This is a genomic window from Micromonospora sp. NPDC007208 (assembly GCF_042869175.1).
GTDB classification, from domain to species: domain Bacteria; phylum Actinomycetota; class Actinomycetes; order Mycobacteriales; family Micromonosporaceae; genus Micromonospora; species Micromonospora foliorum.
In genome coordinates this window covers 104,576-124,733 of sequence record NZ_JBIAFG010000001.1, presented here as the reverse complement: position 1 = coordinate 124,733, position 20,158 = coordinate 104,576, and the positions used below count along the sequence as shown (strand labels likewise).

20 protein-coding genes and 1 pseudogene are annotated in these 20,158 nt (G+C 70.6%); 11 read left to right on the top strand and 10 right to left on the bottom strand.

Annotated features, from left to right (window positions below):
• Positions 1 to 30: 30 nt before the first annotated feature.
• A complete protein-coding gene (locus tag ACFYL6_RS00470) occupies positions 31 to 2,091 on the bottom strand; it encodes a cellulose binding domain-containing protein (protein WP_387165640.1) in 2,061 nt (686 codons plus the stop codon).
• A 398-nt stretch (positions 2,092 to 2,489) separates the two neighbouring features.
• Between ACFYL6_RS00470 and ACFYL6_RS00465 the strand changes: the two genes are divergently transcribed.
• The 3 genes from ACFYL6_RS00465 (at position 2,490) to ACFYL6_RS00455 (ending at position 5,076) form a co-directional block, all read left to right on the top strand.
• Complete coding sequence (locus tag ACFYL6_RS00465; protein WP_387165638.1) at positions 2,490 to 3,458, top strand: ricin-type beta-trefoil lectin domain protein; 969 nt, start codon at positions 2,490 to 2,492, stop codon at positions 3,456 to 3,458.
• A 351-nt stretch (positions 3,459 to 3,809) separates the two neighbouring features.
• On the top strand, positions 3,810 to 4,517 hold the full coding sequence (locus tag ACFYL6_RS00460; RefSeq protein ID WP_387165636.1) for a vancomycin high temperature exclusion protein: 708 nt from the start codon (positions 3,810 to 3,812) through the stop codon (positions 4,515 to 4,517).
• 154 nt (positions 4,518 to 4,671) lie between these two features.
• Complete coding sequence (locus tag ACFYL6_RS00455) at positions 4,672 to 5,076, top strand: YbaB/EbfC family nucleoid-associated protein (RefSeq protein ID WP_387165634.1); 405 nt, start codon at positions 4,672 to 4,674, stop codon at positions 5,074 to 5,076.
• A 20-nt stretch (positions 5,077 to 5,096) separates the two neighbouring features.
• On the opposite strand, the gene ACFYL6_RS00450 is transcribed toward ACFYL6_RS00455, so the two are convergent.
• Entirely contained in the window at positions 5,097 to 6,080 is a 984-nt protein-coding gene (locus ACFYL6_RS00450; RefSeq protein ID WP_387166807.1) for a LacI family DNA-binding transcriptional regulator, read from the bottom strand.
• Between the two features lie 323 nt (positions 6,081 to 6,403).
• On the opposite strand from ACFYL6_RS00450, the gene ACFYL6_RS00445 reads away from it, so the two are divergent.
• On the top strand, positions 6,404 to 8,029 hold the full coding sequence (locus tag ACFYL6_RS00445; RefSeq protein WP_387165632.1) for a glycoside hydrolase family 43 protein: 1,626 nt from the start codon (positions 6,404 to 6,406) through the stop codon (positions 8,027 to 8,029).
• Between the two features lie 47 nt (positions 8,030 to 8,076).
• On the opposite strand, the gene ACFYL6_RS00440 is transcribed toward ACFYL6_RS00445, so the two are convergent.
• On the bottom strand, positions 8,077 to 8,565 hold the full coding sequence (locus tag ACFYL6_RS00440; RefSeq protein ID WP_387165630.1) for an RNA polymerase sigma factor: 489 nt from the start codon (positions 8,563 to 8,565) through the stop codon (positions 8,077 to 8,079).
• 268 nt (positions 8,566 to 8,833) lie between these two features.
• On the opposite strand from ACFYL6_RS00440, the gene ACFYL6_RS00435 reads away from it, so the two are divergent.
• The 3 genes from ACFYL6_RS00435 (at position 8,834) to trxA (ending at position 10,878) form a co-directional block, all read left to right on the top strand.
• Positions 8,834 to 10,045 (top strand): chitosanase, encoded by a 1,212-nt coding sequence (locus ACFYL6_RS00435; RefSeq protein ID WP_387165628.1) that lies wholly within the window; start codon positions 8,834 to 8,836, stop codon positions 10,043 to 10,045.
• 123 nt (positions 10,046 to 10,168) lie between these two features.
• A complete protein-coding gene (locus ACFYL6_RS00430) occupies positions 10,169 to 10,561 on the top strand; it encodes a MerR family transcriptional regulator (protein WP_366342129.1) in 393 nt (130 codons plus the stop codon).
• Positions 10,531 to 10,878, top strand: a complete 348-nt coding sequence (gene trxA / locus ACFYL6_RS00425) for a thioredoxin (protein ID WP_387165626.1) — start codon at positions 10,531 to 10,533, stop codon at positions 10,876 to 10,878. Before ACFYL6_RS00430 ends, trxA begins: the two co-directional genes overlap by 31 nt.
• Positions 10,879 to 10,993: 115 nt before the next feature.
• Here the strand turns inward: trxA and ACFYL6_RS00420 are convergent, their stop codons facing one another.
• Positions 10,994 to 12,244: a DUF222 domain-containing protein gene (locus tag ACFYL6_RS00420; protein ID WP_387165624.1), complete on the bottom strand. Its 1,251-nt coding sequence runs from the start codon at positions 12,242 to 12,244 to the stop codon at positions 10,994 to 10,996.
• A gap of 85 nt (positions 12,245 to 12,329) precedes the next feature.
• On the opposite strand from ACFYL6_RS00420, the gene ACFYL6_RS00415 reads away from it, so the two are divergent.
• Positions 12,330 to 12,968, top strand: a complete 639-nt coding sequence (locus tag ACFYL6_RS00415) for a methyltransferase domain-containing protein (protein ID WP_387165622.1) — start codon at positions 12,330 to 12,332, stop codon at positions 12,966 to 12,968.
• A 159-nt stretch (positions 12,969 to 13,127) separates the two neighbouring features.
• Positions 13,128 to 15,020: an ABC transporter ATP-binding protein gene (locus ACFYL6_RS00410; RefSeq protein WP_387165620.1), complete on the top strand. Its 1,893-nt coding sequence runs from the start codon at positions 13,128 to 13,130 to the stop codon at positions 15,018 to 15,020.
• A 123-nt stretch (positions 15,021 to 15,143) separates the two neighbouring features.
• On the opposite strand, the gene ACFYL6_RS00405 is transcribed toward ACFYL6_RS00410, so the two are convergent.
• The 4 genes and pseudogenes from ACFYL6_RS00405 to ACFYL6_RS00390 all read right to left on the bottom strand — a co-directional run bounded on the left by ACFYL6_RS00405 (position 15,144) and on the right by ACFYL6_RS00390 (position 18,322).
• A complete protein-coding gene (locus ACFYL6_RS00405) occupies positions 15,144 to 15,653 on the bottom strand; it encodes a PepSY domain-containing protein (protein WP_387165618.1) in 510 nt (169 codons plus the stop codon).
• Between the two features lie 106 nt (positions 15,654 to 15,759).
• Positions 15,760 to 16,315, bottom strand: a pseudogene (locus tag ACFYL6_RS00400) (DUF5872 domain-containing protein).
• Between the two features lie 28 nt (positions 16,316 to 16,343).
• On the bottom strand, positions 16,344 to 17,630 hold the full coding sequence (locus ACFYL6_RS00395) for an ATP-binding protein (RefSeq protein WP_387165616.1): 1,287 nt from the start codon (positions 17,628 to 17,630) through the stop codon (positions 16,344 to 16,346).
• Positions 17,627 to 18,322 (bottom strand): response regulator transcription factor, encoded by a 696-nt coding sequence (locus ACFYL6_RS00390; RefSeq protein ID WP_387165614.1) that lies wholly within the window; start codon positions 18,320 to 18,322, stop codon positions 17,627 to 17,629. The genes ACFYL6_RS00395 and ACFYL6_RS00390 overlap by 4 nt, the downstream gene beginning before the upstream one ends.
• 102 nt (positions 18,323 to 18,424) lie before the next feature.
• Here ACFYL6_RS00390 and ACFYL6_RS00385 point away from each other — a divergent pair, with 102 nt between their 5' ends.
• On the top strand, positions 18,425 to 18,904 hold the full coding sequence (locus ACFYL6_RS00385) for a septum formation initiator (protein WP_387165612.1): 480 nt from the start codon (positions 18,425 to 18,427) through the stop codon (positions 18,902 to 18,904).
• Positions 18,905 to 18,929: 25 nt separating this feature from the next.
• On the opposite strand, the gene ACFYL6_RS00380 is transcribed toward ACFYL6_RS00385, so the two are convergent.
• On the bottom strand, positions 18,930 to 19,382 hold the full coding sequence (locus ACFYL6_RS00380; protein ID WP_387165610.1) for a MarR family winged helix-turn-helix transcriptional regulator: 453 nt from the start codon (positions 19,380 to 19,382) through the stop codon (positions 18,930 to 18,932).
• A gap of 53 nt (positions 19,383 to 19,435) precedes the next feature.
• Here ACFYL6_RS00380 and ACFYL6_RS00375 point away from each other — a divergent pair, with 53 nt between their 5' ends.
• Positions 19,436 to 19,777 (top strand): hypothetical protein, encoded by a 342-nt coding sequence (locus ACFYL6_RS00375; protein ID WP_387165608.1) that lies wholly within the window; start codon positions 19,436 to 19,438, stop codon positions 19,775 to 19,777.
• A 29-nt stretch (positions 19,778 to 19,806) separates the two neighbouring features.
• Here ACFYL6_RS00375 and ACFYL6_RS00370 read toward each other — a convergent pair whose 3' ends face one another.
• Entirely contained in the window at positions 19,807 to 20,124 is a 318-nt protein-coding gene (locus ACFYL6_RS00370; protein WP_387165606.1) for a hypothetical protein, read from the bottom strand.
• Between the last annotated feature and the right edge of the window lie 34 nt (positions 20,125 to 20,158).

Genomic DNA, 20,158 nt, shown 5'->3' with positions numbered 1-20,158 from the left:
CCCTGACCATCGCCGCCCCTGGCCAATCGGTCAGCCGGTGGCGCAGACGGTGCCGTTGAGCGTGAACGCCGTGGGCAGCACGTTCGGCCCGCCGTACGCGCCGACGAAGCCGGCGCTCACGGTGCCGCCGGCGGCGATCTGCCGGTTGTCGGTGGTGGGCGTGACCCGCACCGCGGTGCCGACCTGCTCCCAGGTGGCGCTCCAACCACTGCTCACCTGCTGCCAGCCGGTGGGCCAGGTCCAGGTGAGCGTCCAGCCGTTGATCGGGCTGGCCCCGTTGTTGATGATCTCGACGCCACCGATGTAGCCGTTGCCCCAGTCGTTGCTGGTGGTGAAGCGGACGGTGCACGGGCTGTCGGCGGGGCTGCCGGTGGCGAAGGTGAGCGGCGGTGAGGCCCAGGACACCCGTCCGGCGGCGTCGCGGGCCAGCACGTTGACGGTGTACCTGCTGCCCGGCACGAGGTTGTCGACCGTGAACGAGGTGGACCTCGTCTCGCCGAGCTGCTCGCTGACCGCGCCGTGCTGCCGGTACACCTCGTACTTGGCGATCGGGCTGCCGCCCGGGGTGGCCGCCGGCCAGGTGATCGTCGCGGCGCGGTCGGTGACGCCGCTCGCGGTCGGCTGGCCCGGTGCCGCCGGCCGTCCGGCGGTCGCGCCGGCCGGGCGCAGCACGAGCGTGGTCAACGAGTACGCCGGCAGCGTCCGGCTGGTCGCCGAGCCGGACTGGGCGGTGGCGATGCCGGTGGCGCCGTTGGTGAGGGTGGAGACCGTCGGCGCGACGGCCGACGGGGTGAACCCGGCGTAGTCGATGGTGACCGGGTGGGCGTTGTCCGGGTCCTTGTTCACCAGCAGCACGGCGAGGTCACCGTTGGCACGACGCACGGCGTGGGCGGTGACCAGGGGCTCGTCGGTGCCGGCGCGAACGAACTGGTCGCCGGTCTTCGCGAAGAGCTTCATCATGCTCAGCCCGTGGTACGGCGCGAACGGTGTGTTCAGCGGCGGTTGGCAGACCGAGCCGTCCTCGGTGCAGGCGCCGCTGGAGAGCATCCCGAAGTCGCCGTAGTCGGTCTGGCCGGCCACCTGCGTCACGGTGCCCATGCCGTTGTGCACGTTCCACCACTGGGCGGTGAAGACGCCGTTCTCCAGTAGCCCGCTGTAGACGTCGGCCAGGAAGAGCGCGGCCGGCTGCGTGTTTCGGCCGGCGTCGACGTTCAGCTCGGTGAAGCTGATGCCGATGCGGTCGGCGTTCGCGCCGGCGTACCGGGCGAGTTGCTGCCGGAGCAGGTAGGTCGCGTCGGGGAGGTGGTTGACACGGGCCAGCGACTCGGCGGCGGTGCCGCCCGGGTACCAGTGCACGTCCACGAAGTCGATCTTCGGGCCGGCGATGGAGAGCACGGTCTGGTTCCACGGGCCCGGGTCGCTGCCGGCGGTGATTCCGTCCGGCCAGTTGCCCGGCATGGTCAGCACCGCCCCGACCTTGATGCTCGGGTCGACCGCCTTCATCGCGTCGGCGTACTCGACGACCAGCCTCGCGTACTGTGTCGCGCTCTTGTCCGGGTGGTCGTCCGCCTCCCACGCGGACCCGTAGTGGCCGTTGCCGTAGTTCTCGTTTCCGACGGTCCAGTAGCGCGCGTCGTAGCCCTTGGTCACGTTGGCGTACCGCACCCAGTCGGCGGCTTCGGCGGGCGTGCCGGTGCCGTAGTTCGCGATGATCATCGGCTGCGCGCCGACGCGCCGTACCCCCGCCATGAAGGTGTCGAAGTCTGTCCCCGGCGCGACGTAGCCGCCGGGCGCAGTGTGGTCCTTCCAGTGGTAGATGTCGGCGTACGAGCCGCCGGGGTAGCGCATCATCTGCACGCCGGCGGCCCTGAGCAGGTCCGACGTCTCGGCGGTGCCGAGGTTCGCGTCCCAGATGGCGTGGTTGACGCCGAGAGCGGTGTCCGGCACGGTCGCCAGACCCGCGCGGGCGTTGACGGTCACGGTGACCGGGTCGGCCGCCGCGCTGGCGGTGGTTGGATCGACGCCGGCGAGGGCGCTCGCGGCGAGCAGCAGGCCCGTCAGGAGTGCTGCTCGGGTCTTCGGTTTACGCATGGGCGGGGTTCCTTCGCGCAGATGAGCCGCCCGGCCGGTCAGGGTGCGACGCGGTGACGGGCGAACTCGTGGACGACCGACTGTTGGTCCGTCGCTTGTGTCACCGTCCCCCGGAGATCACACCTGGATCCCGGTTGCCCAGTGGACGGACGTCAGCCCCGCGCGCGGCTCTTCATCGACGTACCACAATGGCACTGTCGGTCCGACAATCTCAAGGTGCCTCAGGCGTGGTGGCACCCACTCTCCACCGAGCGGAAGACGTGAACGCTCGACATGAGATCGACAGACGTCATACGTTACAACTTGACGAACGGCATGTTATCGCTCACAGTCGATGCGAGGCGATCAGCGTCCGTGGCTCACGCCGGGTCCCCGACTCACGACCAGAGGAACCGCCGATGAGATCAAGGGGCGCGGAGTGGAACAGCGAGTGCTCCGGCGGACGGATCGTCAGGACCCCGCAGCAGTGGGGTGACCTGGTCCGCAACGCCTACCCCGGTTACACCGGCAAGCGTCCCCGGTTCCAGATCTGGCACGGCACCACGGACACCACCCTGAGCTACGTCAACTTCGGCGAGCAGATCAAGCAGTGGACCAACGTGCAGGGCGTGTCGCAGACCCCCAGCTTCACCGACTCCCCGCAGACCAGCGCCACCCGTACCCGCTACGGGGGCACCGGCGGCACGGCGCCCGTCGAAGCGATCAGCTTCCAGGGGTACGGCCACTCCATCCCCTTCGACGCCGCGCAGGCCATCCGGTTCCTCGGCTTCGACACCACGAGCCCCACCACGCCGCCACCCGGCGGCACGTCGGCGCCGCTGCGCAACACCGGCGCCAACCGCTGCCTGGACGTCCCGTCCCGGTCGCAGACCAACGGCACCCAGCTGACGTTGTGGGACTGCAACGGCGGCACCAACCAGCAGTGGACGTCGACCGCCACGAAACAACTCCAGGTGTACGGCACGAAGTGCCTGGACGCCGAGGGCGCCGGGACCTCACCGGGCACCCGGGTGATCATCTGGGACTGCAACGGCGGCACCAACCAGCAGTGGAACGTCAACACCGATGGCACGGTCACCGGCGTGCAGTCCGGTCTGTGCCTGACGCCCAACGCCGCCGGAACCGGCAACGGCACCCCTGCGGTCCGTCGACGTGCAACGGCACGAACAGCCAGCGGTGGACCCGAAGCTGACCCGGTGACCGACGTCGGCGTACCCCGTCGGTTGCTCGTGCGGGTGTGCGTCCCGCTGCTCGGGCCCGGACTCCGAACAGCGGGACGCCACCCGGCGGCCAGGGCGGGTGCCGACGGTCGTCATCAGGGCGACCCAGGTGTGGCCCCTGCTCAGCGGCGTGCGCTGGGCAGGTGAGCGGGCCGGTTGTCGTCGCGCGACTGTCCCGGCTGCTGCGGTGCCCTGGAATTCCGGTGGCCGTTCATGCCTCGGCCGCGTGGCGCGCGGGTCGCCCGGTGGTGGTCTCGGGCCGTCTCGCGCCGGCCACGTGCCACCCGCCCCACGCCACGATCGTCGTCCAGCACGTCTCGGGTCGATGGCGACAGCTCCGTCGCAGCCGCCCGAGATTGTTCGAGTGTCGACGACTGTCCGTCACGTTAGCGCTAACAGTGAGCGATTGTCCATAGACAACAGTCTTTGTTTGCTGCTCGGGATGCTTCGCTTGTACGCCGACGACAGACGTGAGCGTGGGCCGAATAGCCTTGCGGCATGCGGGGACGATTCGGCGCGGCCAGACGGTGGTACGGGGAGCACCGGCGGTTGGTCCGCCGAACGGTCCTCGCGCTCGTGGCGGGGGCGGTGGCGCTGACCGGCGGCACGGTAGTCAGCGTGACGTGGATCCGCGACATCGCGGAGGGCCACCTCTACGGCGAGGCCGAGGTGCCGAACGCGCCGGTCGCGCTGGTCCTGGGCACCAAGGTGGACGCGGACGGCACGCCCTCGCCCGTCCTCACTGCCCGGCTGGAGATCGCGCGGCGACTGTTCGACGCCGGCAAGGTTCGGGCGATCCTCGTGTCGGGCGACAACATGAACGCCGATTACAACGAGCCCGCCGCGATGCGGAGCTGGCTGGTGCAGCGGGGCGTACCGGCGGACAAGGTGGTGCCGGACTACGCCGGCTTCGACACGTACGACTCGTGTGCGCGGGCCGAGCGGATCTTCGGGGTGCGGCGGGCCACGGTGGTGACCCAGTCGTTCCATCTTCCGCGCGCCGTGGCGCTGTGCCGGCGCCTCGGCATCGACGCGAACGGCGTGGGCGACGACAGCGCGAAGCGGTACGCCCAGACGTGGTGGTTCAGTTCGTCCCGGGAGAACGGCGCCTGCCTGAAGGCCGCGCTGGATCTGCTCTCCGGTCGGGACCCGGCGCATCTCGGCCGCCGAGAGACGGGCGTCGACGACGCTCTGCGGGACGACTGAACGCGGGCGCGGCTTCTGGTCGGCGGATAACAACGGCATTGTCGGCCCGAAGATCTCAAGGGGCCGACGCAATCCGGAGACGGCACGCAACGCCACCGATTGGTAACGTGGCGCTGACAGGCGGTGATGGCCGCCGATGTGACCGGGGGTCAGCATGTGGGCGGACGAAGCCGCGTTGGACGCCGCAGGGCGCCGCCTCGATGAGTGGGAAACATCGATAAGTGATCGGGCCGCCCGCGCAAAGGCCCTGTCCACGCAGGTGCAGGCACTGACCGGCACCGCCACCAGCCCCGATCGTTCGGTCGAGGTAACGGTCAACGCGAGCGGTTTGCTGATTGGCCTGCGGCTCGATGAGCGCATTCGGCAATACTCCTCGGCCCAGACCGCTCGCGAGATCATGGCGACCACCAGAGCCGCCCACGCCGATCTGCTGAAGAGGCTCACCGAGGCGACCACCGAGACCCTTGGTGACGGCGACCCTACCGGGCAGGCCATCATCGACTCCTACCAGCGCCGCCTGGGCCCGGACGAAGGCCCGGGCCGCGGACATCAGCGCTGAACAGCGTCGACTGAGGGTGATCACGACCGTGGTGGTGCGGCGCTGTCGCGGACGATGAGTTCGGTGGCGAGTTCGACCCGGGGGCTCTCGGTCCTCTCGCCGCCGGCGAGGCGCAGCACGGTACGCGCGGCCAGCATGCCCATCTCGGCCAGGGGCTGGCGGACGGTGGTCAGCGGTGGGGAGCACCACCGCACCTCCGGCAGGTCGTCGAAGCCGACCACGCTGACATCGTCGGGCACCCGCAGGCCCCGTTTGCGGACCGCCTCGTAGACGCCGAGGGCCATCTGGTCGCTGGAGGCGCAGATGGCGGTGGGCGGGTCGGGCAGGGCCAGCAGCTGCGTACCCGCCGTGAAGCCGGACTCGTGATAGAAGTTGCCCGGGCGGATCAGGGCGTCATCGACGGGGATGCCGGCGGCGCCGAGAGCGGCCCGGTAGCCGTCCATCCGGGCCCGGCTGCACATCAGGTGCGGCGGGCCGGCGATGAAGCCGATGCGGCGGTGGCCGAGGCTGATCAGGTACTGGTTGGCGCTGAGACTGCCCGCCCAGTTGGTGGCGCCGATGGTGGGTGACTCCTGCGGGTCGACCCCGGCCGGGTCGATGATGACGACCGGCAGGTGGAGCCGGCGCAGCTCGGCCTGCAACGGTGGGTTCACCATCGAGGTCACGAAGATGATTCCCTCGGTGGAGCGCGTACGCATGTTGTCGAGCCACTGCTTGGCCGAGGAGATGCGCCAGTGGATGGCCGACACGACGGTGCCGACGCCGTTGGTTTGGCCGACGTCCTCCACCCCACGGATGATCTCCACGGCCCATGGGCTGTCCAGGTCGTTGAAGACCAGATCGATGAGAGCGGCGTCGGTGCGCCGGGCCGGTGACCGGCGGCGGTAGCCGTGCCGGTGCAGGAGCGCCTCGACGCGTTCCCGGGTGTCGGCGGCGACGTCGGAGCGGCCGTTGATGACCCGGGAGACGGTGGGCACGGAGACGCCGGCCAACCGCGCGATCATGGCGATGGTGACGTTTCGGCCGTTGTCCGTGCCCACGGTCCCCCCTGCGTCCTGCTGGAAACTTCAGGTCTGCTCGCGGTGGTGCGTTGTCTCACGGGGTACCCGGACGCCGACTGGGCCGGCGGGGTGGGAGCTGTGGATTTCCGAAACTTTCGATGCTTGGCCGGTAATACCGGTCGATGGCCGGCACGCTACGAGCTGTCGCCGCAACGGTCAAGACCTCTGTCCTATTGCGAAAAGACCGGCTAACGTAGGCGCAACCTTCAATGGCCGGGGACCGCGAGTTTCCGGAAGTTACCGCCAGCCCGCCCAGAGGAGCGCTCGTGTCGACCGACATCGCTAACGTGGCGACCGCTACCCGGTCGATCCGCAATCCCGTCCTCGCCGGCTTCCACCCGGACCCGTCGATCCTGCGCGTCGGCGACGACTACTACCTGGCCACCTCGACCTTCGAGTGGTATCCGGGCGTGCTCGTGCACCACTCGCGTGATCTCGTGAACTGGCGCAGCCTCGGCGGGATCATCACCGACCGGCGCCTGCTCGACCTGCGCGGATGCGGCGACTCCAACGGGGTGTGGGCGCCCGACCTGACGTACCACGACGGTCAGTTCCACCTCGTCTACAGCGACGTGGCCAGCTTCGCCAGCGGCTACTGGGATCCGCAGAACTTCCTGGTCACCGCCGAGGAGATCACCGGACCCTGGTCGGACCCGGTGAAACTGCACGGGCGCGGGTTCGACGCGTCGCTGTTCCACGACGACGACGGCAGCACGTGGCTGCTGGGCATGAGCGCGGACTGGCGACCCGGCCGCGACCGCTTCGGCGGCATCGAGATCCAGCAGTACGACAGGGCCACGCGCCGTCTGGTCGGCAGCCCTCGCATCCTGTTCACCGGCTCCCCCGCCGGGGTCACCGAGGGTCCGCACCTGTACCGCCACGACGGGTGGTACTGGCTCATCACCGCCGAGGGCGGCACCAGCTGGGAGCACCAGGTCACCGTGGCGCGGTCCCGGGAGCTGTTCGGACCGTACGAGGTGGACCCGGACGGGCCGCTGCTCACCTCCTTCGGGCGGCCCGACCTGCGGTTGCAGAAGGCGGGTCACGGGAGCCTGGTCCGCACCCAGAGCGGCGAGTGGTACCTGGCCCACCTGGTTGGCCGCCCGTACTCCCCGCTGGGCAACTGCGTGCTGGGTCGGGAGACCGCGATCCAGCGGGTCGAGTGGCCGTCGGGCGGCTGGCCGCGGATCGCCGGAGGGGTGCCCGCGGATGAGGTCGTCGCACCCGAACTGCCCGCGCACCCGTGGCCGGCGGAACCCGACACGGACCACTTCGACGCACCCGAGCTGGGCCGGTGCTGGTCGACGCTGCGCCGGCCGGCCACCCCGGACTGGGTCGACCTGCACAGCCGCCCGTCGCACCTTCGCATCCACGGCGGGCAGTCGCCGGTCGGTCGACAGGCCCCCAGCCTCGTCGGGCGACGCGTCGGCGCGATGAAGTGCTCGCTGGAAACCGTGGTGGAGTTCCAACCGACCGACCACCGTCAGCTCGCCGGGATCACCGCCTACTACAACACCCTCAACTGGCACCACCTCTACCTGACCCGGGCCGACGACGGCCGGACGGTCCTGGAGCTGCTCAGCTCCGACAACGGGCGGCGCACCGCGTACCCCGAGCTGACCATCGATGTCGGCGGCGTCACCCGGGTCGGCCTACGGGCCGTGTTCGACGGGCCGGCGGTGCGCTTCGACTACGAACTCGGCGCCGGTTGGCAGCGGCTGCCAATCGAGCTGGACGCGACCATCCTGTCCGACGAACACGCCGCGCTGATCATCGACGGTGAGCCGGCGGCGTGGGGCTTCACCGGGGCCTTCCTCGGCCTGTGGGTGCAGGATCTGGGCGGCGACGGCGTACACGCCGACTTCGACCTGGCCACCTACCGGGAGCAGTGACCACGCGGACGGCACGTCGGTGGGTGCCGTCCGCGTTCCCACTCGTCCTACTTCGCCTGGCCGGCGACGGCGCGTAGCTGGCCGAGAGTGGTGCGGAAGCCGTGGCCGGACCGCCCTCCCACAGGCACAGGGTCAGCACCTCGCGCTCGGGCCGGCGCAGCCGGGCCAGCGCGTCGATCGCGGCGGCGGTCGTCGAGTCGGCCGGCGACCTCGTCGGCGTGGTCGGGCAGGGTGAGGTCGGAGGCGAGCAGCGCCGCGGCCACCCTGCGGTAACGGCGGTTGCTGCGGGTGTGGTTGCGGGCCTCGTTGGTGGCGATGCCGAGCAACCAGGGACGCAGCGACCCGCCCTCCTCGGTGACCCGCTCCCGGGAACGCCAGGCTTGCAGGTACGTGGCGGCCATGACGTCCTCGGCCGTGGCCCAGTCGGCGGTCAGCCGGAACGCGTGGTTGTACACCGAGCGCGCGTACTTGTCGAACAGCTCGGCGAACGCGCCGGGGTCACCGGCTCGCACCCGAGCGCGCAGACTCGACTCCATGACCATCTTCTGTCCGTCGGACGGTGCTGGTTCCGATGGACCGGCCCGTAGATCAGTTACGGCCCGACGATAGCCACCGGCAGGTACGACCCGCCAACGACGGGATGAACAGGCACCGTCACGCCTCGCGGTCGCCGATTGACGAGGAATCGACGTACTGGTATCTGTTAATACAGTTTCCTGATGCTCGCGGTGCCCGCCGGGGCCCAACCGTCGCGCCGGGCCACCGACCGGCTGGCGGCCCGCCGCCCCGTCCCCGAGGAACACCATGGTTCACAAGAGAACAGCCGCCTACGTCGTGGGCACCCTGCTGGTCGGCGTCGCCGCCGTCGGCTACGGCCTGCCGTCGGCGAGCGCCGCGACCGCCGGCCCGATCACCGGCCTCGGCGGTAAGTGCATCGACGTGGCCGGCGCCAGCTCGGCCAACGGCACGCCCGTCCAGCTCTACGACTGCAACGGCAGCGCGGCCCAGACGTGGACCGTCGGCAACACCGACAACTCGATCCGGGCACTCGGCAAGTGCCTCGACGTCACCGCCGCGTCGACCGCCAACGGCGCCAAGGTGCAGCTGTACGACTGCAACAGCAGCGGCGCGCAGAAGTGGACCGCCAGCAACGGCGCGCTCGTCAACTCCGGCTCCGGCAAGTGCCTCGACGTCACCGACCGGAGCACCGCGAACGGCGCCCGGTTGCAGATCTGGACCTGCGGTGGCACCACGAACCAGCGGTGGACCCTGCCGGGAGGCGGCAGCACTCCCACGCCCACGCCCACCACCCCGAGCGGGACCAACCTCGACGACCCGGCGAAGAAGAACGTCGCCATGCAGCTCGTCTCGGCCGCGGAGAACTCCTCGCTCGACTGGCGCGCGCAGTTCTCCTACATCGAGGACATCGGCGACGGGCGAGGCTACACCGCCGGCATCATCGGCTTCTGCTCCGGCACCGGCGACATGCTCGAACTGGTCGAGGCGTACACCCGCACCAAGCCGGGCAACGTGCTCGCCGGCTACCTGCCGGCGCTGCGCAACGTCAACGGCACCCCGTCGCACGCCGGTCTCGACCCCAACTTCCCCCGCGACTGGCGGACCGCGGCCACCGACCCGGTCTTCCAGGCCGCGCAGGAGGCCGAACGCGACCGGGTCTACTTCAACCCGTCGGTACGCGACGGCAAGAATGACCAGGTCCGGGCGCTCGGTCAGTTCGCCTACTACGACGCGGCGGTCATGCACGGGTACGAGGGCATGCGCCAGATCCGCAGCCGCGCCCTGAACCGGGCCAAGCCGCCAGCCCAGGGGGGCGACGAGCGGACCTGGCTCAACGCCTTCCTCGACGAGCGGGTCATCGAGATGAAGAAGGAGGAGGCCCACTCGGACACCTCCCGCGTCGACACGGCCCAGCGGGTGTTCCTCAACAACGGCAACTTCAACCTGAACACCCCACTGGTCTTCGCCGTCTACGGCGAACAGTTCCGCATCGGCTGACGCGCAGACGCTCAGGGCGCCGCCTCGCGGCGCCCTGAGGCGTGCCCGGGCCCGGGAGCAGGCTTGCCTTGACGCTGGCGACAAGGTCTAGCGTGGTCGCGACGGGCTGGTCGAGGAGGTCTGATGCTGATCGGCGAGCTGGCGGAACGGGCAGGCACGAGCACCCGAACGCTGCGCTACTACGAAGCTCACGGGTTGGTACACCCGCAGCGCTCGGCGAACGGCTACCGCGTCTACGACGAGGCGGAGCTGCGAGTCGTCCGGGAGATCCGGGCGCTGCTCGACGTCGGCTTCGGCCTCGAGGACGTCCGTCCGTTCGTCGCCTGTCTACGAGCGGGTAACGCGTCCGGCGACGTCTGTCCGGATTCCGTGCTGGTGCTGCGACGCAAGCTCGCCGAGGTCGACGACTACCTCGATCGGCTCGGAGCGGTCCGTCAGCAGTTGCACACGCAGCTCACCCACGCCATCGCGCACCGGGAGGAAACATGCCCCAGGAAACGAGCGTCAGCTCCCTGACCACCGTCACCGACAACACGTTCGCCGAACTGGTGCTGGCCAGCGACCGGCCCGTCGTGGTCGACTTCTGGGCGGAGTGGTGCCCGCCGTGCAAGATGATCGAGAAGAGCCTCGTCGAGCTGGCGCGGGAGTTCGGCGACCGGATGGTCATCGCCAAGCTCAACTCCGACGACAACCCGCAGGCCACCCGGCGCTACAAAGTCATGTCCCTGCCGACGCTGCTGGTGTTCCGTCGGGGCGAGGTCGTCGGCTCGGTCGTCGGGTCCAGGCCGAAACTCCACCTGCGGCAGAGCCTGACCATGCACGCCGGCCTGTGACCGTCATCGCTGGTCGAGTGCCGCCTCCCGGCTCCTGCTGTTGAGCGTGGTGCCGGCGGTCCGCTCGGTGGCGGCACCAGCCCTCGCCGGGCTGCTCGGCATCGGCTGGTTGCTCCTACGTTCGTCGGTGGTAGTGGTTGCGGCGGGGGGCCTGTTCGGGGTCGAGCCAGGCGGGTGGGACGAATTCGGGGTGGCCGTCGCCGGCGAGTTGGACGGTCCAGTCGCTGTGGTGCAGGTGTCGGTGGTGGTGGCCGCAGAGCAGGACGGCATTGTCGAGGCTGGTCTGGCCGCCGTCGGCCCAGTGCCGGATGTGGTGGGCGGCGCACCAGCGGGGCGGGCGGTCGCAGCCGGGAAAGGCGCAGCCCCGGTCGCGCAGGACGAGGGCGCGGCGCAGTGAGCCGGTGATGAGGCGGCGTTGTCGGCCGACGTCGAGTGGTTGGCCGGCGCCGCCGAGGACGGCGGGCAGCAGGGTGGCGTCGCAGGCGAGCCGGCGCACCGTTTCCGGGGTGAGGTGCAGGCCGGTGTCGAGGGTGCCGGCGCCGAGCGTTGCCGTGAGCGCGTCATAGGGGGTGGTGACGACGATCTGCGCGGAATCGCCACCGCTGTCGGGCAGCTCGCCGGTCCGCAGGGCGAGTCGGCACACCTCGGCGAGGGCATCGTGGCGGCGTTGCCCGGCAGAGCGCTGGTCGTCCGGTCCGGACGGGGAGGTCAGTGGGTCGATGGCGGCGCGGAACAGGCCGGCGGCCTCCGCGTCGAGGGTGGCGGTGAGTCGGAGGCGACCGTCGGTCTGCTCGGACACTGTGAGGTGTCGGTCGCGGGTGGCGAGGCGTGCTTCGGCTTCGAGGGCGGCCTGAGCGGCGGCGTCGGCGATGTCGGGGGCGACGTGGTCGAGGATGCGGGTGCCGAGTTTGCGCAGCAGGGTGGGGTCGAACTGCCGGGCCCAGTCGGTGAGCACACCAACCGCTTTGTCGGCGGTCTCGGCGTCGGCCGACCTGTGCACGGTCTCAACGGTGTCGGCGATGACCCGCGCCTGGTCGAGGGTGATCCGGCCGTCAGCCAGCGCTTGTCGGATGCCGGGGTTACTGGTGTCCAGCGCGGCGGCGAGGTCGACGAGCCGGCGGGCGGCGGGGATGGTGAGTCGCAGGCGTTCGCGCAGCCACACCGTGGTGCTGGAGGCGCCCTGCGCGCGGGCGGTGCCGCGGCCGTCGACCTCGCGGATCAGGGTGAGGGTGACGGCGGCGAGGCGTTGCTGAAGGCGGTGCGCGGCGTCGAGCGCCGCGACCAACTCGTGCTCCGGGAGGGCCCAGGCGGCGGCGTCGACGCAGGCGGCGACCGCCTCGTCTGCCTGCGCCAACTCCTCGACCATGACCCGAGACTAGAACAGGTGTACGACATCCTTTCAGTGGCCATGATCGATCGCTGTTGTCCACGCCGGGGCTATCGTGCATCGCATGCGCGATACCGGTTGGCTCGACGACACCAGGACCTCGTACGACACCGTGGCGGTCAGTTACGCCGACCTGCTGCGGGACGCCATCGCCGACGAGCCGTTCCAGCGGGGCATCCTGGCGCTCTTCGCCGAGCTGGTACGAGCCCAGGGGAACGGGCCGGTCGCCGATATCGGCTGCGGTCCGGGGCGGATCACCGCCCATCTGCACGACATCGGCCTGGACGCGTTCGGTGTGGACCTGTCGCCCGCGATGATCGAGGTGGCGCGACAGGACCACCCCGGCCTGCGGTTCGAGGTCGGCTCGATGACGGCTCTCGAACTGGCCGATGGTTGCCTGACCGGCCTGCTCGCGTGGTTCTCTCTGATCCACGTCCCCGACGACGAGGTTCCCACGGTCTTCGCCGAGTTCTTTCGGGTGCTGCGGCCTGGCGGAGCCCTGCTGCTGGGCTTCCACGCCGGCGACGGCAGCAGGCTCAAGACGGAGGGCTACGGCGGGCATCCAATGAATGTCTACGTGCACCGCCGGTCACCGGTCCGGGTCGCGACCTGGTTGGAGGCTTCCGGCTTCACTGTCGAGGCGGAGATGTCGCATCGCCAAGCCCCGAGCGTCCGAGGTGGCTTCGTCTTCGCCCGTCGGTGAGGGAGACAGAGGAGCCCCGATGATCGAGATCGCTGACCGCCCCCACGGCTCGACCCACGTGGGGTGTTCGGTCGGATCCGCGCCGACATGAAGCAGCCCGCGCGTTGACTTGACCTCAAGCTCGGGTGAGGTCCTAGCCTGCCGTATCGGAGGTAAGGCATGAGCATGGAAGTTACCGCGTGGATGTCCCTGCACCACGCGATGAACGCGCAGGATGAGCGACCGCTGTCCCGCGCCACCTTGAAGCGGATCGCACGGTTCGCACGGCCACACCGCGCCTTGATCATCAGGTTCCTGTTGTTGAGTGTGGTGACGGCGGTTCTCACTGTGGCGGCGCCCGTTCTCGCCGGCCGCGTGGTCGACGCGATCGTGGACGGCGCCGACAGCGGCGTCGTGATCCGGTTGGCCGTCCTGATCGCCGTGATCGCCCTCGCCGAGGCCGGGCTGGGTCTCGTGACGCGATTCCTCTCCGCCAGCATCGGTGAGGGTTTGATCGTCCAACTGCGGACGGCTGTCTTCGACCACGTTCAGCGCATGCCGGTGGCGTTCTTCACGCGGACCCGCACGGGTGCGCTGGTCAGCCGCCTGAACAACGACGTGATCGGCGCGCAGCGGGCCTTCAGCGACACCCTGTCGAGTGTGGTCGGCAACGCCGTCACGCTGATGCTGACGTTGGCCGTGATGCTCACCTTCTCCTGGCAGATCACGCTGCTGGCGCTCGTCCTGCTGCCCATCTTCGTTCTTCCGGCCCGCCGGATGGGTTCGCGGCTCGCCCAGTTGCAGCGTGAGGCGGCAGAGCACAACGCGGCCATGAGCACCCGGATGACGGAACGGTTCTCCGCGCCCGGTGCCACCCTGGTCAAGCTGTACGGGCGGCCGGCCGAGGAGTCCGCCGAGTTCGCGGCGCGGGCACGTCGCGTCCGGGACATCGGCATCCGCGCCGCGATGCTGCAGTGGGTCTTCATCACCGCGCTCACCGTCGTCGGCTCGCTGGCGCTGGCCCTGGTCTACGGGCTGGGTGGTCTCTACGCCCTACGGGGCAGCCTCGACGCCGGGACTGTGGTCGCCCTCGCGCTGCTCCTGTCGCGCCTCTACGCACCGCTGACCTCGTTGGCCAGCGCCCGGGTCGAGGTGATGAGCGCCCTGGTGAGCTTCGAGCGGGTGTTCGAGGTTCTCGACCTCAAACCGCTGATCCTCGACAGGGCCGACGCCCGACCCCTTCCGGAGGGACCGGTCGCGGTCGAGTTCGACGGGGTCCGGTTCGGCTACCCCTCAGCGGACAAGGTGTCGCTCGCGTCCCTCGAGGACGTGGCGAAGCTCGACACGCGCGGCGGCGAGGAAGTGCTGCACGGGGTCTCGTTCCGCGCCGAGGCGGGGCAGATGGTGGCGCTCGTCGGCTCGTCCGGGGCGGGCAAGTCCACGATCGCGCAGCTCGTACCCCGCCTGTACGACGTCGAGGACGGCGCGGTGAAGCTCGCCGACGTCGACGTACGCGAACTGTCGGCGGAGTCGATCCGGACGGCGTTGGGCGTGGTGACCCAGGACGGTCACCTCTTCCACGAGAGCATCCGCGCCAACCTGGCGTTCGCCCAACCGGACGCGACCGAGGACGAGATGTGGGAGGTGCTCCACCGGGCCCGACTCGACGACCTGATCCGCAGCCTTCCCGATGGGTTGGACACCGTCGTCGGTGAGCGCGGATACCGCCTGTCCGGCGGCGAACGGCAACGGCTCACCATCGCGCGACTGCTGCTGGCCCGTCCGCGCGTGGTCATCCTCGACGAAGCCACCGCGCATCTCGACTCCACCTCGGAGGCGGCGGTGCAGGACGCCCTGGCCGAGGCCCTGACCGGCCGGACGAGCGTGGTCATCGCGCACCGGCTCTCCACCATCCGGGCGGCCGACCAGATCCTCGTCGTGGAAGCCGGGCGCATCGTCGAACGTGGTCGACACAGTGACCTGCTCGCGGCCGGCGGCCGCTACCACGAGTTGTACCGCACACAGTTCGCCCAGGACCAGCCGACGGTGCAGGAGCAACGCGTCGCCATCTGACGGTTCGCGCGCGCCGCAGACGGACGCGGTGGCCGGGCCCGTCCAGGAAGGACGGTCCGACCACCGCGTCACAACGCGCCGCCCCTCCCCCGGGAAGCACCCGGGGTGGGCAGTGGCCCTCGGTCAGTCGTCGTCGTTGTCGTCGTCGTCGTTGTCGTCGTCCCTGTCGTCGGCGTTGTTGTCATCGTCGTTGTCATCGTCGTCGACCGGCTCCTGCTCGGCCTTGACCACCGAACCGTTGTCCCGGTCGACGTCCACCTCGTGCTCGGTGTCGCCCGCGACGATCTCGACGCTCCACACCGGCCGGCCGTGCTCCTGCTCGGCTTCGACCTCGACGATCTGACCGCCACCGGCCTTGGCGAGGGCGATCTCACCGGCGCGCTTCTCGTCGACCGCGCCACCCGCCGGCGCGCCACCGGCCGACGGCGTACCCGATGGGGTGCCGGCCGACGGCGTACCCGATGGGGTGCCGGCCGACGGCGCGTCGGTGGCCGTCGGCGCGACGGTTGCCGCGGCGAGTGCGGTGCCGCCGGTCCGTGAGTCGTTCGCGGCGGTGACGCCGAGCGCGACCCCGGCCACCGCCAGCACCGCCGACCCGCCGACCGACGCCAGAAGCAGATTGGTGCGCTTCATCGTGGTGTCCACCTTTCCTCGGTTGTCGACTCCGAGGATCGGCCAGTTCGGGATAGCACCGCGCTGTCCGGAGGCTAAGGGCGGGTTAAGGCGGTCGAGGGCTGGGTCAGCCGCGCCGGTTGAGCTCGGCTTCCAGCCGCTGGACGAGGGTCTTGCGGTCCTTGCTGGCGCGCTCGTTACGCAGCGCGGTCTTGAGCTGTCGCGTGTCGAGGCCACGGACCAGCTTGGCCGCCTCCGCGACCGACATCTCCGACATCCGGCCGGCCGTGGTGGCATCCCGACGGGCTCGCTTGGCCGGCCCGGTGTTGGCGACGTACTGCTTTGCCGGTTCGGGATGCTTCGCGCTTCTTCGTGTCGGTCGCCTGCTTCTGGTTCTCCGACATCTCCTCCCAGGCCTTCTTGGGCAGGTAGCGACTGGTCGTGCCGTCCTTGCGGGCCCGGGTGTCGCCCTCTTTCGTCTGCCATTTCTCGTTGCCCCAGCGCTGCAGAGACTTCTGCCGCTCGTCCTTTTCGCCCAGGAATCCGCCGCCGCGCTTCTTGTACTCCTGAGTGACCAGCTGCGACTTGCGCGCCGACCACTGCCCCGGTCGGCCGCCCTTGTCGGAGGCCTTGACCTCTTCCTTGATCTGCTCCCTGAGCTCGGGTTTCGTATACCGCGCCATGACTGGCAGCTACCCGGCACCGCAGCGGCTATGCGTCCCGCGGCGACGTCGAGGGTCCGAGCCGGAGCAGCACCCGCGCACCGCCGCCCGGGCCGGCCCGCACCTCCAGTCGACCGCCGGCGGCCTGCGCGGCCCGGCGGGCGATGTCCAGGCCGAGGCCGGTGGACCCGGCCGCGCTGGCGCCCCGCCGGATCGCCCCGGCGGGCATGCCCGGGCCCTCGTCGGCGACCGTGAGGACCACCTCACCGGCCTCGCGGGCGAGCCGGACGGCGAACGGGGTGCCGTCGGGGGTGTGCGCGAAGACGTTGCCGAGCAGGGCGTCCACGGCCGCCGTCAGGTTGTCGGCGGCCACGCCGACGGGAAGGGGGCCGGGTGTCAGGTCGAGGGTGACGGCGCGGCCGGTGTCCTCGGCCAGCACCGACCAGAACGCGACCCGGTCGGCGACGATCGCCGCCGCGTCCGAGGAGGTCGGCTGCGCCGGTGTGTGCCGCCACCGGGCCTGCCGGATCAATCCGGTGACCGCGCGTTCGAGCCCGTCGGCGGCGGCGGTGATCCGGGCGGCGTCGTCCGGGTCCCGCAACGACTCCGCCTCCAGCCGCAACGCCGTCAGCGGCGTACGCAGCTGGTGCGACAGGTCGGCGACCTGTTCGCGTTCCTGCACCAGGAGCACCTGGATGCGGGCGGCGAGGTGGTTGAGCGCGCCGGCCACCTCGCGCAGTTCGGGCGGGCCGGCCGGCGTGACCCGGGCGTCCAGCTCGGCGTTGGCCAGCCGGTGTGAGACGGCCGAGAGGTCGCTGATCGGCCGGACCAGGGTGCGCGCCAGCCGGTCGGCGACCAGCAGCCCGATCAGCACGAGGATCACGCCGAGCAGCGCCAGCACCAGCCAGGCCCGGGTGACCCCGGCGGTCAGCTCGTGCCGCGGCACCGCGATCCGGATCACCCCGGTGCCGTCCGCCCGACCCTGCACGGCGATGACCACCTCGCGGCCGGCCGCCGACTCGCCGGTGAGGCTCTGCCCGCGCGCGGCGAGGGCCACCGCGGGCGTACGCGGTGTCTGGGCGCCGAGCACCGTGCCGTCCGGCAGGAAGACGCTCACCGGCCGCCCGGACTCCGCGGCGAGCTGCTCCACGGTGAGCCGGATGGTCGCCGCGTCGGCGGTGCCGACCACCGGCACCAGGCTCTGCGCGTCGGCGGTGGCCCGCACGGTGGCCCGGTCCTCGGCGACGGTACGGACCAGCAGGGCCAACGGCACCAGGAACGCGATGAGGGTGAGGACGCTGACCGCGGCGACCAGCAGCGCGAGACGCGCCCTCACGGCTGCGCCAGCGGGGCTTCGAGGCGCACCCCGACACCGCGCACGGTGTGCAGGTAGCGAGGCTGTTGGGCGTTCTCCCCCAACTTGCGACGCAACCAGGACAGGTGCACGTCGACGGTCTTGTCGGCACCGCCGTACGGGATCTGCCACACCTCCGTGAGCAGCTCACGTTTGGTGACCACCTGGCCGGGTCGGCCGGCGAGGTGGTGCAGCAGGTCGAACTCGCGGGGCGTCAGCTCGACCGCGACCCCGTCGAGGGTCACCTGTCGGGCCCGGGGGTCGACGCGGAGCCCGCCGACGACGAGCGTCGGGTCCTGCCCGTCGGCACCGGAGGGTCCCCGCCGCAGCACCGCCCGGACGCGGGCGTCGAGCTGCGCCGCGGTGAACGGCTTGACCACGTAGTCGTCGGCGCCCGCGTCGAGCACCCGGACGATCTCGGTCTCGTCGTCGCGGGCGGTGGCCACGATGACCGGCACCGCGCTGACCGCGCGCAACATCCGCAGCAGCTCGCGGCCGTCCAGGTCGGGTAGGCCCAGGTCGAGCACGACGAGGTCGGGTCGGTCCTCCAACGCGTCGCGGAGTCCGGCCATCGCGGTCGAGGCCGCCGCCACCGCGTGGCCGCGTTCGCGCAGGGCCCGGATCAGCGGGGTACGGATCGTCAGGTCGTCCTCGATGAGCAACAGGCGGGCCACAGCTGGCAGGCTAATCGCTACCGTCGGCGGTGCGGCGCACGTTAACCACGCCTTATCGTTCGGTTGTGCCAACGACAAGGACGGATCGGGGATAGTCAGGGGATGGGCCGTCGTTCGATCCTCGTCGCCACCGGGTGGGTGGCCACCGCCGCCATCGCGACCCTGATCGGCCTGGGCGCGATCCGGTTGGTGGGCGAGAGCCTCACCGGCACCCCGGGCGGGGTGCGCAGCGCGGCCGAGATCGAGCGGGCCCTCGCTGCACCGGAGCCGGCGCCCACCGGCACCACCGCCTCGGCCGCGCCGGGCACGGCGAGCACCGCACCCGCCGCGTCGAGCGCGGCACCGAGCGGCAACTCCGGGGCCCGCCGGGGGTTCGCCACCGACGGCGGCACGGCCGTGGCCGAGTGCGGTGTTGGCGGCGTACGCCTCGTCTCCTGGGCGCCCGCGCAGGGTTACCGGGTCCGCGACGTGGACCGGGGCCCGGACGACGACGTCGAGGTCACGTTCCAGGGGGCGGCCCGGGAGTACGAGTTGAAGCTGCGCTGCATCGGCTCGGAGCCGGTGGCCGTCGCCGACGACTGACAACCGTTGAGCAACCGAGGTGGGTTCACCGGCTCCGCAGGGTGTCCACCAACCTCCGGAGCGTGGCCCGAGCATTCTCAAGATCGCTAACGCTGAGGCCGGCACGGTCCACCGCATCTCGGCGGTCAACGTCGGAGCGCTCCAGTAGGGCGGTGAGTGTAACCAGCCCCTTCTCCGTGAGTGTCACCAGCGGAGCGCGGCGGTGATCGGGGTTGTCGTGCAGCTCCACCATCCCGGCACGGGCCAGGTCGTCGACCACTCGCTGCACGCTCTGTCGGGCGAGGCCGAGTCTGCGGGCCGCGCTCGCGACAGTGCGGGAGCCATCGGAGAGCACGCTCAGCACGTGCCATCGCGCGGCGGTTTGTCCCTCTTCCCGGGCGAGCTCCTCACTGGAGCGCCGAGACTCGCCTGCCAGTTCGTACACGTCTGCCATCAGCAGCCGATACGCGTCGACCCGGTCCTGCGTTCGTTCCGTCATTGCCAGCATGCTAGCGCATTGACAGCCTACTACCAGAATGACAGCATGCTGTCATGATTCTTCGACTGTGGAGCGGGTGGACCGAGCCCGCTCTCGCTGACGCCTACGAGCGGTTGTTGACGCAGGACATCGCCCCCGCGATCCTCGCCCGGGGCGTGGCCGGGCTACGCGAGCTTCGGGTGCTGCGTCGCTCCCCCCAGGAGCTGGATCCCGCCGAGGGCACCGAGTTTCTCACCGCCATGACCTTCACGGACCTCGCCGCGGTATCGGCATTCACCGGCGGCGATCCGTCAACCTCCGTTGTCCCACCTGCTGCCCGTGAGCTACTCGGACGCTTCGATCAGCAGTCCCGGCACTATCTCAGCCGAGCGGTGTTCCGCGACGGTCATGGTTAGCCGCACGGCCGGGGCAGCAGCCGGCCGCGTCACCGGCCCATCGGCTGCTCACGGTCCGCGTCGCGGACGAGGGCGACCATGCGCAGCGTCTCTTCCCGACGTCGCACGAGCAGCGCGCCAGCCAGGAAGGTCACCGGCGCGACGAGCACCAGCATCGCCCAGTGCGCCGGCACCAGGGGGACGACGTGTCCCATGTGCATGGTCGAGGTGGCCCAACCGGCGAGGGCGCTGTCGATCACCAGGGAGAGGGCTGCCACCGGCAGGAGCATGACGGCGACGCCTAGCAACTCGCTGGTCAGCACCAGCGGCCCGCCAGGGCGGAGCACGCGCAGGCGTCCCGTGATCACTTGATGAGGAGTAGGTGTCAGGGGACCACCGGCG